At 69.9% G+C, this 14920-nt stretch carries 11 protein-coding genes; 7 read left to right on the top strand and 4 right to left on the bottom strand.

The window, feature by feature from the left end; translation table 11 throughout:
- Positions 1–140: 140 nt before the first annotated feature.
- Genes ACOCEP_RS16470 through cydC form a run of 4 tightly spaced genes read left to right on the top strand, consistent with a single transcriptional unit; the run spans position 141 to position 5431 of the window.
- On the top strand, positions 141–1319 hold the full coding sequence (locus tag ACOCEP_RS16470) for a cytochrome ubiquinol oxidase subunit I (protein WP_482338180.1): 1179 nt from the start codon (positions 141–143) through the stop codon (positions 1317–1319).
- A 3-nt stretch (positions 1320–1322) separates the two neighbouring features.
- Positions 1323–2315 (top strand): cytochrome d ubiquinol oxidase subunit II, encoded by a 993-nt coding sequence (locus ACOCEP_RS16465; RefSeq protein WP_482338179.1) that lies wholly within the window; start codon positions 1323–1325, stop codon positions 2313–2315.
- A gap of 9 nt (positions 2316–2324) precedes the next feature.
- Complete coding sequence (gene cydD, locus ACOCEP_RS16460) at positions 2325–3884, top strand: thiol reductant ABC exporter subunit CydD (RefSeq protein WP_482338177.1); 1560 nt, start codon at positions 2325–2327, stop codon at positions 3882–3884.
- A gap of 11 nt (positions 3885–3895) precedes the next feature.
- Positions 3896–5431 carry a thiol reductant ABC exporter subunit CydC gene (gene cydC, locus ACOCEP_RS16455; RefSeq protein ID WP_482338175.1) on the top strand — a complete coding sequence of 512 codons (1536 nt, stop codon included), beginning with the start codon at positions 3896–3898 and terminating at the stop codon, positions 5429–5431.
- Here cydC and ACOCEP_RS16450 read toward each other — a convergent pair.
- Positions 5420–6322 carry a glucosyl-3-phosphoglycerate synthase gene (locus tag ACOCEP_RS16450; protein ID WP_482338172.1) on the bottom strand — a complete coding sequence of 301 codons (903 nt, stop codon included), beginning with the start codon at positions 6320–6322 and terminating at the stop codon, positions 5420–5422. The genes cydC and ACOCEP_RS16450 overlap by 12 nt on opposite strands.
- A 51-nt stretch (positions 6323–6373) precedes the next feature.
- On the opposite strand from ACOCEP_RS16450, the gene ACOCEP_RS16445 reads away from it, so the two are divergent.
- A complete protein-coding gene (locus ACOCEP_RS16445; RefSeq protein WP_126736376.1) occupies positions 6374–7048 on the top strand; it encodes a lysophospholipid acyltransferase family protein in 675 nt (224 codons plus the stop codon).
- Between the two features lie 460 nt (positions 7049–7508).
- Here ACOCEP_RS16445 and ACOCEP_RS16440 read toward each other — a convergent pair whose 3' ends face one another.
- From ACOCEP_RS16440 to ACOCEP_RS16430, 3 genes are all read right to left on the bottom strand, one after another.
- Positions 7509–8087 carry an LOG family protein gene (locus ACOCEP_RS16440; RefSeq protein WP_465417352.1) on the bottom strand — a complete coding sequence of 193 codons (579 nt, stop codon included), beginning with the start codon at positions 8085–8087 and terminating at the stop codon, positions 7509–7511.
- Complete coding sequence (locus ACOCEP_RS16435) at positions 8087–8872, bottom strand: LOG family protein (RefSeq protein ID WP_126736377.1); 786 nt, start codon at positions 8870–8872, stop codon at positions 8087–8089. The genes ACOCEP_RS16440 and ACOCEP_RS16435 overlap by 1 nt, the downstream gene beginning before the upstream one ends.
- A gap of 112 nt (positions 8873–8984) precedes the next feature.
- On the bottom strand, positions 8985–10847 hold the full coding sequence (locus ACOCEP_RS16430; RefSeq protein ID WP_482338171.1) for a glycoside hydrolase family 9 protein: 1863 nt from the start codon (positions 10845–10847) through the stop codon (positions 8985–8987).
- Between the two features lie 182 nt (positions 10848–11029).
- Here ACOCEP_RS16430 and ACOCEP_RS16425 point away from each other — a divergent pair, with 182 nt between their 5' ends.
- Together ACOCEP_RS16425 and ACOCEP_RS16420 are read left to right on the top strand one after the other, a co-directional pair.
- Entirely contained in the window at positions 11030–12343 is a 1314-nt protein-coding gene (locus ACOCEP_RS16425; protein ID WP_482338169.1) for a tetratricopeptide repeat protein, read from the top strand.
- 279 nt (positions 12344–12622) lie between these two features.
- Entirely contained in the window at positions 12623–14890 is a 2268-nt protein-coding gene (locus ACOCEP_RS16420; protein WP_482338168.1) for a M4 family metallopeptidase, read from the top strand.
- Positions 14891–14920: the final 30 nt, after the last annotated feature.

Below are 14920 nucleotides of genomic sequence, written 5' to 3'. Positions count from 1 at the left end.
AGATAGACAGTCTACACATCGCCGCATACCAGGGTAGCCGGGACTTTCCCGGACCGGCCTCAGGGAATGTCCCCGAGATCACCCCGATTTCATAGATTTAGTGGCTACATGTAGACAGCCTACGTATACAGTGCCTCGACATGGACGCACTCCCGATCGCGAGACTCCAGTTCGCGACGACGACCTCGTTCCACTTCCTGTTCGTGCTGCTCACACTGGGGCTCGTGACACTCGTCGCGGTGATGCAGACACGCTCCGCGTTCGGCGCCAAGCCGGAGCTCACGCGGATGACTCGTTTCTGGGGCAAGCTTTACGTGATCAATTACGCGCTGGGAATCGTCACCGGAATCGTGATGGAATTCCAGTTCGGGCTCACCTGGACCGGCCTGTCCGCGGTCGCGGGCGACGTCTTCGGCGCTCCACTGGCCATCGAGACGCTGGTGGCGTTCTTCGCCGAATCGACCTTCCTCGGGCTCTGGATCTTCGGCTGGGGGCGGCTGAACAAATGGGTCCACCTGACGCTGATCTGGCTGGTCACGCTGACCGCGTACGCCTCGGCGCTGTTCATCATGGTGGCCAACTCGTTCCTGCAGAACCCGGTCGGCACGCATGCCGAGAACGGCGTGCTGAAACTCGACGACTTCGGCGCGCTGTTCACCAACCCGGCGCTGACGGCCTCGCTGCCGCACGTGCTGAGCGCGGCGCTGATGACCGGCGGCTTCTTCGTGGTCGGCGTCAGCGCGTACCACTTCATCAAGCGCACCAAGGAGATCGAGTTCTTCCAGCGGTCGATGCGGATCGGCGTGCTCGCTTCGCTCGTCGGCAGCACGATGGTGATCGGTTTCGGTTTCGCCCAGTTCGGCCCGCTCGGGGAGTACCACCCCGGCAAGCTGGAGGGAGCGGATCCCGTCGTCGGGGCCTCACTGGGCTTCATGATCCAGATCGGGTTCATCGCCTTCCTCGCCTCGATCCTCGGCACGCTGCTGCTGTTCCGGAACTGGATCACCAAGGTGCGGCCGCTGCTGTACGTGATGGTGCTGGCCATCCCGTTGCCGTTCGTCGCGGCGATCCTCGGCTGGCTGGTGCGGGAGATCGGCCGTCAGCCGTGGCTGATCCGCGGGCAGCTGACCACCGCCGACGCCGTCGCGGCGATCCCGGCGGGGCAGATCCTCTTCTCCTTCATCGCTTTCACGCTGTTGTTCCTGGTGCTCGCGATCGCCGACTGGGTGCTGATGTCGCGGGTCGCGAAACGCGGTCCCGACCCGGTCGAAGAGGCGACCGTGCCCCGTGCCGAACTTCCCGTCCTGAGCGGAGTCTGACCGATGGTGATCCTCTGGTGGTGCGTGCTCGGTTTCCTGACCGCCGGCTATTTCGCGCTGGCCGGCTACGACTACGGCGTCGGCATGCTGCTCGGCAGGCTGGGCCGTGACGAGGCGGGACGGCGGCGTGTGCTCGGTGCTTTCGGCCCGTTCTTCCTGGCCAACGAGGTGTGGCTGGTGGCCGCGGTCGGCGTCCTGTTCGGCGCCTTCCCGCATCTGGAAGGAAAAGTGTTCGCCGGGGCCTACATCCCGGTGGTGACCCTGCTGCTCGGCCTGGTCACGTTCACCGCGGCGGTGCAGCTGCGCAGCAGGCGGCCGGACGCGGGCCGCGGCGCCTGGACGCTGGCGATCACCGTCGGCGCGTGGGTGACGGCCGTGTCCTGGGGAGTGTTCCTCGGCAACCTCGTGCTCGGGCTCCCGCTCGACGCGGCCGGGAAACCGAGCGGCGACGTCCTCGCGGTGTTCAGCCCGTACGCGCTGCTCTGGGGTGCCGGGTTCGTCGCGCTGTTCGCCTTGCAGGGAGCGGCTTTCCTCGCCGTGCGGGCGCCGGCGGAGTTCACCGCCCGCGCGAACCGGATCGCCAAGGCCCTGCTCGCGCCGGCGCTCGCGTTCCTGGTCGTGGCGGTCGTGTGGGGCGCCGTCGAGACCACCGCGTCGTGGACCGTGCTGCCCGCGATCGTGCTGGCGTTCGGCGCGCTGGGGATCGCGGCCGCGGCTCTGCGTGCGGGGCGGCACAAGACGGCGCTGGTCGCCACCATGACGCTGTCCGCGTCGCCGGTGCTGGCCATCGGAACCCTGCGCCTCCCGGACGCGCTGGTGTCCTCTGTGGACGAAGGCTTCTCGTTGAGCCTGACGGAAGCGGCCACCAGCACCGAGATGCTCGGCCTGCTCACGTTCGTCCTGCCCCCGGCGCTGGTGGCGATCGCCGCCGTGCAGTGGGTGACCTGGCGCAGGCACGACACCCGCGTCGACCAGCGTTCGCTGCTGCACTTCTAGGAGCTCGAGATGCCTCCCCTTCCCGGGCTGCGACGCCATTTCGGCGTACTGGCCGTCCTCGGCACACTGACCGCCGCGGCGATCCTCGTCCAGGCCGACGGCCTCGCGACGCTGCTCACCGGCGGCGGGGTGACCTGGACTCTCGTGGCCGCCGTCGCGGTACGGGCGTCGCTCGCGGGCGTCCAGGGTTGCCTCGGCGGCCGGTTCGCGGCGACGGTCAAGGCCGGGCTGCGCAAGCGGCTGCTCGCCGCGGACGCCGAGAACCCCGGCGCGGTCGCCACCCTGGTGACCAAGGGGATCGACGCGAGCGACGCCTACCTGACCGGGTATCTGCCGACGGTGGTGCTCTCGGCGATCGTGCCGGTCGCGGTGCTGATCCGGCTGTTCGCCGCGGATCTGTCCTCGGCGCTGATCATCCTCGCGACGCTGCCACTGATCCCGGTGTTCGCGATCCTGGTCGGGCAGCACACGAAGGCGAAGACCGCCAAGCAGTGGTCGCTGCTGTCCAAGCTGGGCGGGCATTTCCTCGACGTCGTGCGCGGGCTCGGCACGCTCAAGGTGTTCGGCCGCGCGGAGGCGCAGGCGAAGACGGTGCGCGCGATGGCGGACGCGCACACCGACGCGACGATGCGCACGCTGCGGGTCGCGTTCCTGTCCGCGCTGGTGCTGGAACTGGTGGCGACGCTTTCGGTGGCGCTGGTCGCCGTGCCGATCGGCTTCCGGCTGCTGGAAGGCGGCATGGTCGTGCACACGGCGGTGCTGGTGCTGCTGCTCGCGCCCGAGGCGTACCTGCCGCTGCGGGCGGCCGGGGCGAAGTTCCACGCCAGCGCGGAGGGGCTCGCCACGTTGCGCGAGGCACTGGCCGCGCACTGCGAGGACGTCGTCCAGGGCTCGCGGGTGGCCCGCCGTGGTGCGCCGCGGATCGTGCTGGAGAAGGTGGGCGTCGCGTATGGCGAAGAGACCGTACTGTCCGAAGTGGACATGACGATCGAGGCGGGCGAGCACGTCGCGCTGGTCGGGCCCAGCGGTTCCGGGAAGAGCACGCTGCTGGCGGTCCTGCTGGGCTTCGTGACGCCGACGTCCGGCCGGGTCCTGGTCGACGGTGTCGATCTGCGCGATCTGGATCAGGCCGCGTGGCGGGCGGGGGCGGCGTGGGTGCCGCAGCGGCCCACGTTGTTCACCGGGACCGTCGAAGAGAACATCGCCATGGGCCAGGTGCCGGACGTCCAGGCGGCGGCGCGCGCGGCCGCGTTCGACGAGGTCGCGCGCGGGTTGCCCGACGGCTACCGGACGCGGATCGGTGAACTGGGCGCGCCGCTTTCGGCCGGGCAGCGGCAACGGCTCGGCCTCGCCAGGGCGCTGGCGCGCACCGAGGCGGGCCTGGCGCTGCTCGACGAGCCGACCGCCCGGCTCGACGCGGGGACCGAGGCCGCCGTGCTCGGCGCGACCCGCGAACTGCTCACCGGCCGGACCGCGGTGCTCGTCGCCCACCGGCCCGCGATGGCCGCGCTGGCCACCCGCGTCCTCGAAGTCCGCGATGGCGCCGTACGAGAACGGGAACTGGTGTGAACGTCTGGGGAGTGTCCGCAAAGGACGTAATGCGGCTGGCCCGGGCCGGGCTGATCGGGGCCGGGGCCGAACTGGCGGGATTGGCGCTGATGGCCACCGCCGCGTGGCTGCTGCTGAAGGCGGCCGAGCAGCCGCCGCTGGCGTCGCTCACCGTGGCGATCGTCGCAGTGCGGACCCTGGCGTTGCTGCGCGGCGGGCTGCGGTACGCGGAACGGCTCGCCGGGCACGAGGTCGTCCTGCGCTATCTCGGCGCGTTGCGGACCCGCGTGTACACGTCTTTGCTGCCGCACCGGGTCTCGCGGCATTCGGGCGGCGATCTCGTCACCCGGCTGGTGTCCGATGTGGACGCCGTGCAGGACGCGATCCTGCGCTGTCTGCTGCCCGCCGGGGTCGCCGCCTTCGTCGGCGCGGTGTCGACGACGGTCGCGCTGATCGCCAGCCCGGCCGCCGGGCTGGTGCTCGCGCTCGGGCTCGCCGTCGCCGGGATCGGATTGCCGTGGCTGTGCGTGCGGATCACCCGTGCGGCGGCGGAAGCGAACGCTCCGGCCCGCGCCGACCTCGCCGAACGGTCGGTCGAGCTGATCACCGGACGGCGCGAGCTGATCGCCTACGGCGTCCACGAGTCCACTGTGGACGCAGCACACACCGCGGTCGATTCCCTGGCTTCGCGGGATCGGGCGACGGCGAACCGCACGAGCCTGCTGACCGCGTCCGGAATCCTCGTCCAGCTGCTGACCTGCGTCGCGATCGCGCTGACCGCCGGGGTTTCGGCGCCGCTGACCGCGGCGCTGGCCCTGGGCGCGCTGGCCGTGTTCGAGCTGGTCCTGCCGCTGACCGCGGCCGCCCAGCGCTGGGTCGAGGTCCGCGCGTCGGCCGAGCGGGTGCGCGCGCTGCTGACCGAGGTGCCGCCCGCACGCGGCACCGTCGCGCCCGAGCCGGGGCATCTGCGGCTCGAAGGGGTCGGCGTCCGGTTCGAGGGCAGGGCCCCCGCGCTGGACGGCGTCGACCTCGACCTGCCGCCGGGCAAACGCGTCGGGATCGTGGGGCCGAGCGGGGCAGGGAAGACGACGCTGCTGAACGTGCTGCTGGGTGCCGTGGCGCCGACGTCTGGGCGCGCCCTGCTGAACGGGCGACCTCTGGAGACCTACGATCCGACGTTGCTGCCGTCGGTGATTTCGGGCGCGCTCGCGGACGCGCACGTCTTCCACACCACGGTTCGGGAGAACCTGCTGCTAGCGAAGCCCGGCTCTTCGGACGCCGAATTGCTCGCCGCCTGCGAAACGGCCGGATTCGACCTGCCGCTGGATCGCGAGGTCGGCTCGGACGGCGACGGGCTGTCCGGTGGGCAGCGTCAGCGGCTCATCCTGGCGAGAGCAGTGCTCTCTGCACCGCCGATCCTCGTACTGGACGAGCCTGTCGAGGGGCTGGATCCGGACCACGGCGACGCCGTCCTGGCGGACGTGCTCGCGGCCGCGCGCGGCACGGTGGTCCTGGTGACACACCGTGAGTCGCAGGTGGCCGGGTTCGACGAGGTGCTACGCCTTTAGACCGCGTACTTCCCGCATCGGCGGTCGGTCCCCGACCGACACCTCGGCGACCTCCGGCAGCCATTCGTCACCCACCTGCGCGAACTGGGTGAGCTGGGCCGGGTCGTCGGATTTGATCCCGCAGCGCGCGAGCGCCGTCCCGAGGATCTGGCGCGCCATCACCCCCAGCTGAAGCAGCGAGCGGTTGCGATGCTTGCGTACGCCGAGATTGACCTGGGCGAGCCCTTCGAGCCCGTAGCGCGCTTCGGCGTCCAGGATGAGTCCGATTTCGACGCCGTACCCGGCCGCGAAGGGAACCGACTCCAAGAACTCGCGCGTCGCGGCGTATTCGCCGCCCAGGGGCTGGATGAGCCCCGAGAGCGACGGGCGCAGCGCCGAGAGGACCGGTCGCGCCAGCAACTCGGTCACCCGGCCGCCGCCGCTGCTTTCCAGCCGCAGCGGCCGCCGGTAGAACCCCTTGACCAGGTGAACGCCGGTTTCGCAGAGCAGGGGGCCGAGCAGGGTCGGCACGAACGCCGGATCCGGGTCGACGAGGTCCGAGTCCAGGAACACGACGACGTCACCGGTCGTCGCGGCCAGCGACCGCCACAGCACCTCGCCCTTGCCCGGCACCGGCGGCAGCTCGGGGAGCACGTCCTCGCGGTGCACCACGCGCGCGCCGGCGCGGGCGGCGAGCTCGGCGGTGGCGTCGGTGGACCCGGAGTCCATGACGATCAGCTCGTCGACGACCGTGCCCAGCAACGGGCGGACCGTGCCGACGACCTCGGCGACGGTGTCCTCTTCGTCGAGTGCCGGTAGCACGACCGAAACCGTCCGGTCACCCTTCGCGGCGACGATGTCTTCGACCGTCCAGCCGGGGTTCTGCCACGTACGCCGCTCGAACCAACTCATGAGTAGTGATCGTGCCATGCTGGAGTCCGACACCCTGTCGATGGAGGAACCTTGCTACCGCTACTCGTCCGATTCGTGCTCGGACCGCTGGTCAGAGCGCTGTACCGCCCCGAGATCCGCGGCGTGGAGAACATCCCCGCCACCGGGCCGGTGCTGCTCGCACCCAACCATCGGGCGGCGCTGGACACCGGCGTGATCACTTTCACGGCGATGCGGCAGGTCAAGTTCCTCGGCAAGGCGGAGTACTTCACCGGGCGCGGGCTCAAGGGCAAACTGATGGCCGGTTTCCTGGGCGGCCTCGGCTATGTCCCGGTCGAACGCGGCAACGCGCAGGCCGGTCTCGCCGCGCTGGAAGCGGCGCGGAAGGTGCTCGACGCGGGCGGCGCGTTCGCGATCTACCCCGAAGGCACCCGCTCGCTGGACGGCCGGCTGCACCGTGGCCACACCGGTGTCGCGGCCCTGGCGCTGGCGACCGGGGCGAAGGTCGTGCCCGTCGCGCTTTCCGGGACCGAAAACCTGCAGCCCGCCGGCAAGCGGATCCCGCGGCGGGCGAAGATCACCGTCACCTACGGCGCTCCGCTGGACTTCTCGCGGTACGAGGGGCAGGACTCGTCGCCGGCGATCCGGCGCTCGGTGACCGACGAGATCATGTACGCCATCCTGGAGCTTTCGGGGCAGGAGTACGTCGACTCTTATCACAAACGGCCTGATCAGAGCGCTGCTTGACGGTCTCGCGGGGCGGGGTGGTAGCAAAGGTCCCTTGCTCCCCCGCTTGCTCGCGGCTCCGCCTCGCCGATGCAATGAAAGTGTCTTTCCTTGCAAATTTTGCAAGGAAAGACACTTTCATTGCACGCGAGAGTTGGACTAAAGGGACGTTTGGCGCATTCCGGTGCGGCTGGTGCTGGGTGAAGTGCCGTGAAGGCCTCCTTCACGGACCCTGGGTCCCTCAAGGGGGCCTTCACGGACTCTGGGTCCCTCAGGGGGCCTTCACGGACTCGCCAGCCACCTCACGAACCCCAAATGCCCCCGTGCCCCCACACGTCACAAGCGACGCGCGTGAAGGCCCCCTTCCCTCGGCTGAGCCGAGGGAACTCGCCCTTCGCGGCACCCCAAGTACGTGAAGGACCCCTTCACAGCGCTAGGCGCAATGAAGGAGTCCTTCACGTACCGACCGCGACCCCAAGCCCTACTTCGCCCACTTAGGCCGAGGCGGCGGCACGTAGTCCGCGAAGCCGTCCAGAAGCGCCGAAGCGTCCGAGTCGATCGACAGCATGTCCCGGTACCCAGCCGACAGAAAACCCTCCGACACCATGTGGTCGGCGAACTTCAGCAGCGGCGCGTAGTACCCGCCGACGTCGACCAGCCCGATCGGCTTCTCGTGCAGCCCGAGCTGGGCCCACGTCCACACCTCGAACAGCTCCTCCAGCGTCCCCGCCCCGCCGGGCAGCGCGAGGAAGCCGTCGGACAGCGCGGCCATCTTCGCCTTCCGCTGGTGCATGTCGGCGACGACGTGCAGTTCGGTCAGGCCCGCGTGCGCGATCTCGACGCTGCCCAGCGCCTCGGGGATCACGCCGATCACCTCACCGCCCGCGGCGAGCGCGGCGTCCGCGACGACGCCCATGGTCCCGACCGAAGCGCCGCCGTAGACCAGCCCGATCCCCCGCGAGGCCAGCAACGTGCCCAGGGCGCGAGCCTCCTCGGCATACCGCGGGTCGAAGCCCATCGATGAGCCGCAGAAGACGCAGACCCGGCGCGGCGCCGCCATCAGTGGGTGTCCTCCCATGCCTGGTACGACTCCTGCACGACGCGCACGGCGTCGTCGATGTCGTCGGTGACGTGCAGCAGGTCGAGGTCCTTCTCGCCGATCTTGCCCTCGGCGAGCAGCGTCTTGGCGATCCAGTCGTACAGCCCGCCCCAGTAGTCGCTGCCGAACAGCACTACCGGGAACTTCGTGACCTTCTTCGTCTGCACCAGGGTGAGCGCCTCGAACAGCTCGTCGAGCGTGCCGAAGCCGCCGGGCAGGCAGATGAACGCCTGCGAGTACTTGATGAACATCGTCTTGCGGGCGAAGAAGTACCGGAAGTTGACGCCGAGGTCGACCCACGGGTTCAGGCCCTGCTCGAACGGCAGCTCGATACCGAGGCCGACCGAGAACCCGCCCGCTTCGTTGGCGCCGCGGTTCACCGCCTCCATCGCGCCGGGGCCGCCGCCGGTCATCACCGCGAAGCCCGCGTTCGCGAGCGCGCCGCCGATCTTGCGGCCGAGTTCGTACTCCGGGTGGTCCCGCTTGGTCCGCGCCGAACCGAACACCGTCACCGCGCGCGGCACCTCGGCGAGCGCGCCGAAGCCTTCGACGAACTCCGCCTGGATCCGCAGTACGCGCCACGGGTCGGTGTGCACCCAGTCGCTCGGCCCCCGCGAGTCCAGCAGGCGCTGGTCGGTGGTGCTGCCCTGGTCGCGGCGATCCCGCCGCAGCACGACCGGGCCCTTGTGGCGCTCGATCGGACGTTCCGGGTACTGGCCGTCGGGGAACTCGCTTGTCTCACTCACCCCGCCAAGCCTACGACGTCGTCACCGTCCGGAGCGGCGGCATCGCCGCGAACAGGAGTTGTCGGCTACGCGAACGCGGGGCCCGCCGGTGAGCGGGCCCCGCGAGCACGACTCAGGAACGTCCGGTCAGCGCGAACGCGAGCATGGCCGTCGAGGTGAAGTCGATGGCGGGCTCGTTGCTCGGCCACGACGCGAGGTCGTCGGCGTAGCGGGACTCGGGGGTGTCGAAGGCTTCGAACGGCTTCCGGCAGTCCTTCGACCCGGGCGGGAGCTCCATGTGCTCGAAGTTCTCCGCTCCGTTGGGGCCGTTCACGACGGCGCCGTAGAGCAGTTTCTCCTCGCCCGCGAGGTTCGCCGCCTGGTGGTGCGGGCACCGCGGGTACGTGGTGCCGACGCCGACGACCAGCGAGATGCCCCACGCGTTCGCGCCGAGGGTGAAGTTCCGCTGCTGCGAGCCGAACGCCGCGTACCGTCGGTCACCGGTCAGGTCCGCGTAGAGCCGCTCGGTCGCGGCGAACCCGAAGCTCTTGCTGGCCGCGTCGAATTCCTTCACCGAGACCGCGGTCCGGAAAGGACTCTGAGCCGCGCTCGCGACACCTTCGTCGAGCTGACGCCGCAGATCGCCGATCAGTTCCTTCGGGCCGAGCGCGGCACCCGGGACACCGTGCCGCAGGAGCTTCGCCAGTTCGGCGTGCGCCAGCGCGCTGGTGTCGTACAGGTTGAGCGTGCTCTTCTCTTCGACGTCGATGTAGGCCTTCGCCCAGTGCGCCGCCTGCCGCGTCCACTCGGCGGACCGCGGGTCACGCAGGGCCTTGGCCGCCAGCGCCAGCTGCGTCGCGCCGAGTTCCATGTCGTCCCGCCAGGACGACTCCGGGTAGTACGCGTGCGGGAACGCGGTGACCAGTTCGCCGACGTTCTCGGTCTTGGCCTGCGCGAACACCGAGGCGGCCTCGGCGAAGTACTTCTTCGCCAGCGCCGGGTCGCGCTTCGACTCGACCTGCGCGCCGAGCGCGAACGCGGCGGCCACGCGGCCGGCCAGGTTCGGGCTGAGCGCGGAACCGCCGGGGTTGGCCGGGAAGACCGGCCGGTGCTTCACGAAGTACTTGGGGTCACCCGGCTTCACGTCGAGCGGGTCGTCGTCCTGCGGGTTCCGCCAGACGTCGTGGTCGCCGAGGAAGCCGAACTTGTCGCTGCCCGTACCGATCCCGACCTGGGCGTAGAGCGTCTTGCTCTTCTCGTCCCACATCTTGTCGAGCCAGTCGAGGCCGAGCTTGACCTCCGCGGCCAGCGCCCGGTCGTAGTCCTCGCGGAGCACGTAACCCAGCTCCGCCAGCGAGTACGCCGTGTTCGACGTGAACTTGACGAAATCGCCCGCGTCGACCCAGCCGCCCTCGACGTCGACCGGCCCGCCCGCCGGCTTCAGCGGTTCGGTGATCTCGTCGCCGAATTCGCCGCCGAACGCCGGCCATTCGTAGACCGTGGCCTGTTTGTCCGCCAGATGCGAGGGTTCGCGGCCGAGACGGCCGGGGATGATGTCGTCACCGTCGCGCTGCGCCTGGAAGAACTCGTTGGTGGCGCGGACGAGCGGCGTGAAGAGCCGGTCCTTGGTGTCCACCCGGAACGTCGGCGACGTCGCCTTGGTCTCGCCGGAAACCTCGATCCGGTACTTGCCCGGCAGCCAGACCTTCGACAGGTCGAGCTGGTACACCGCCGGGTACTTCGCGTTCCACGCGCCGAGCGACTGCCCGGTCCGTCCACGATGGACGGTGCGGCCACGTTCGTCGATCACCGAGAACGAACCCGGCGCGCTGGAGAGGAGATAGGCGTGTTTGGTCTCGGTGATGCCGTAGCCGACCTGGTCGACCCGGACCTCACCCCGCACCGCCGCCGCGGCCGAAACCGCCGGAACCGTCAAACCCCCGAGGACCAGTGCCGAAACCGCGGCCACCGTCCGGGACCAGGAACTCACCATCATCGGCGCCCCGCTCACATTTAGTTAAGAAAGTTTCCTTTTTATTGCGCAAGACGCTAGCCCGCCGAGCGCCACCAGTCAATATGTCCGTTTCACCGGTCGAAAGTCACCGGATCCGGCCGTTGTCGGCGGATATCCGTCCAGCTCAGGCCGATGCCGGGCGGGAAATCGTCTACCGTGGATCGGTGCCGCCCAGCGCAGAACCACTCGGCGCGCGGATCCGGCGGCTGCGCCGGGCACGCGGGCTGACTCAGCGTGAGCTCGCCGAGCCACGCTACGACCGCGGCTTCCTCGCCAAGGTCGAGTCCGGCCGCCGTCTTCCCTCGGACGAAGTACTCGCCCACCTCGCGCCACGGCTCGGCCTCACCGCGGACGAACTCCGCTTCGACCGGCCGCCCGGCGCCGCCGGAGAACTCGGCGACGCGCTCGAAGCCGCGTATCGCGAGTTGCAGAAGGGCGGGCTCGAAGCCGCCGAGCGCGAGTTCGCCCGGGTGGAACGCCGAGCGGCGGAGTACCGGCTGCCCGACGTCCAATGCCACGCGCGGTTCCACCTCGGCGAGGTCCAGTGGCAGCGCTACGACATCCCGTTGGCGGACAAGGGATTCGCGCACGCCATGGAACTCGCCGACGCCGCGTCGCCCCGGTTGCGCGCGATGATCGTCAACCGCGTCGCCGCCTGTCGCGCACTCTCGGGGGACCTGGGCGCTTCGGTCGCGCTCGTGGAAAACGCGCTCGCCGACCTTCGCGCGGCCGGACCGACCGATCCCGACGCCGAACTGGCGCTGGTGACCGCGTTGATCCACCCGCTGATCGAAATGGGCGCGCTCCGCCGCGCCCGCCGGGCCGCCGAGGAGGGCCGTCGCGTCCTCCCGTCCGCCCGCCACGCGGACATCGCCGCGCGCTATCACCGGCAGGCCGCGCAACTGTGGCAGGAGATCGGCCTGGCCGACCGCGCGGAGAAGGACCTTTCGCGGGCGCTGCGCCTGTTCACCTCCCTCGGCTACGACCGCGACGCCGCCCGGAGCCGCTGGGCGCGCGGCTTCCTGTGGCGACGGCTGGGCAGACTCGACGAGGCACACGCCGAACTGCGGCTCGCCCGCGATCTCCTGGCCAAGGCCGGCTCGCAGGAAGGCGTACTCGGCGCGACCATCGAGCTCGCCGATGTCCGCCGCCGCCAAGGGGAACTCGATGAGGCGGCCGAACTCGCCGAAGGGATCCGCCCGCTTCTGGATCGATCCCCCGATATCGAGGCCAGGGCCGAGGTTCTCCGGTTGCTGGGACTCATCGCCCGCGCGCGTGGCGACCTGCCCGAGGCGACCGCGCTACTCGAAGAAGCCGCCACCGCACAGGAAAAGTCCGAACTGCGCGGCGCACTGGTCGCCACCGCGCTGCATTTGGGCGACACGTTGCGCGCCCGCGGATTAATCGAAAAAGCCGCCGAGGCCTATCGCCGCGGCGTACGCGCGGCCGCTATGTCCGATTTCGGGCCGACCGGCTGAAAACCATACGAAAGTCGCCATATATCGCACATGGCGCGAAAAACTCTTACCACACAGGCATTTCATTCCCCGCATGTCGATCTTCACCGGCTCCGCTAGGCCATCCGGCCCATTGACGCACCTTGTGACCGGCTCCTTTACTCGGACGTGTCCATCGGGATAACTCCAGTTATCCGAATGGGCACGCTCCCCGTCCCCCCGCCGTGCGCCCGCCAGGTCGAATTCCCCGCCGCGCCTGAAGGCCGGACGGGTACACGGTCCTGCCCATGGAAGGTTCACATGACCGTTCAGCGAGGGCTCAGAACAGGGTTGGCGGCCGTCGCCGGCCTTGCCCTGAGCATGACGTTCCCGGTGACCCCGGCGAACGCGACCACCGCCACCATCCAGCCCGCGAGCCCCGACGCCGTGGCCGCGAGCGCGGCCGACCGGGCCGCCGCGACCGGTGTAGACCAGTTGCGGAGGGGGGCGCAGGAAGACTTCCGCCGCGTCGGGCTGACCCCCGGTGGCGGAGGACTCTTCTACGCCGCTTACGAACGAACCTACCGTGGCCTGCCCGTCGTGGGCGGGGACGCGGTGGTGGTGGCCGACGGCGCCGGACGCGTCCGCGGCACCAGCGCCGCGGAGACCGCGGCGATCTCGGTCGACACCAAGGCCAGGATCTCCGCGGCGAAGGCGACCGAGGTCGCCCGTGGCCAGCTGTCCACAGTAGACAGTGTGGCCGCGCCGAAGCTCGTCGTGCTGGCGGGGAACTCCCCCAAGCTCGCCTACGAGGTCGTCGTCGCCGGTACCAAGGCGGCGAACCCGAGCAACCTGCACGTCTTCGTGGACGGCGTCACCGGCGCGGTGCTCGAAACCCGTGACGACGTCAAGATGTCCAACTTCCCGGCCGCCGCGCCGAAGGCGGCGGCGAACGACGTCAGCACGCTGGGCGCCGGGAACAGCTACTACGTCGGAAACGTCACCATCGACACGACGAACTCCGGCGGCACGTACACGATGCGCGACCCGCAGCGCACCAACATCAGCTGCGCCCGCCAGAACGGCTCGCCGTTCAGCGGACCGGACGACAACTGGGGCAACGGTTCCGGCACCGACCTGGAAACCGCCTGCGTCGACGCGCTCTTCGGCGTGCAGACCGAGTGGAAGATGCTGGGCGAATGGCTCGGCCGCAACGGCATCAACGGCAACGGCGGCGGCTTCCCCGCCTACGTCGGCCTCAACCAGGCCAACGCCTTCTGGAACGGCTCCTCGACCACCTACGGCCGCTCGCAGGACAGCCAGCGCCAGGCCACCCCGATGGACGTCGTCGCGCACGAGTACGGCCACGCCATCTTCCAGACCACGCCGGGTGGCGCGGGCAGCGGCAACGAGAACGGCGGGCTCAACGAGTCCACCGGTGACATCTTCGGCGCCGTCACCGAGCACTACGCCAACAACGCCAAGGACGTCCCCGACTACGACGTCGGCGAGGGGGTGAACCTGGTCGGCCGCGGGCCGATCCGGTACATGAACCAGCCGAGCCGGATCTCCGGCAACCCCGACTGCTACTCGTCGTCCATCCCGAACACCGAGGTGCACGCCGCCGCGGGCCCGCAGAACCACTGGTTCTACCTGCTGGCCGAGGGCACCGCGCCGGTCGGCAAGCCGGCCAGCCCGACCTGCAACAACACCTCGATCACCGGGATCGGCATCCAGAAGGCCGCGAAGATCTTCTACAACGGCCTGCTGAAGAAGACCTCCAGCTGGAACCACCGCGCGGCCCGCAAGGCCACCCTGGAAGCGGCGCTCGCGCTGTACCCGGGTTCCTGCACCGAGTTCAACACCACCAAGGCGGCGTGGAACGCCATCAGCGTTCCCGCGGCGACCGGCGAACCGGCCTCGTGCACCCCGCAGGGTGACGACTTCTCGGTCGGCGTCACCCCGGCGGCGGGTTCGGTCAAACCGGGCGAGTCGGCCTCGGTCACGGTGAACACCGCGACCACCAACGGTGCGGCGCAGACGGTTTCGCTGAGCGCGAGCGGCCTCCCCGCCGGGGCGACCGCGACGTTCAACCCCGCCTCGGTGCAGTCCGGCGGCTCCTCGACCCTCACCATCGCGACGTCGGCGAGCACCCCTGACGGCACCAGCACCATCACGGTGACCGGCACCGCGGCGAGCGGAACGCACACCGCGCAGTACAAGCTCACCGTCGGCACCGGCGGTGACGTGCGCACCTACACCAACGACACCGACTACGCGCTGAACGACTACGGCACGGTGAACAGCCCGATCACCTCGACCGCCACCGGCAACGCGGTTTCGCCGGTGAAGGTGACGGTCACCGGGACGCACACCTGCTCCGAGGACCTGCGCATCAGCCTGAAGGCCCCCGACGGCAGCACGTACTCGGTCAAGCCCACCGGTTCCCTGCCCTGCACCGATCTGGGCACCCGGAACTACTCGGTGAACGTGACCAACGAAGTCGCGGCGGGCACCTGGACCCTCGTGGTCTACGACGCCTACGCGCAGGACACCGGCACGCTTTCCAGCTGGTCGATCACCGTCTAGCCCTCGACTCCGCAAGTCCGTGAAGGCCTC

Source organism: Amycolatopsis sp. CA-211722, from assembly GCF_056828465.1.
This window is presented reverse-complemented; position numbering and strand designations above follow the sequence as displayed.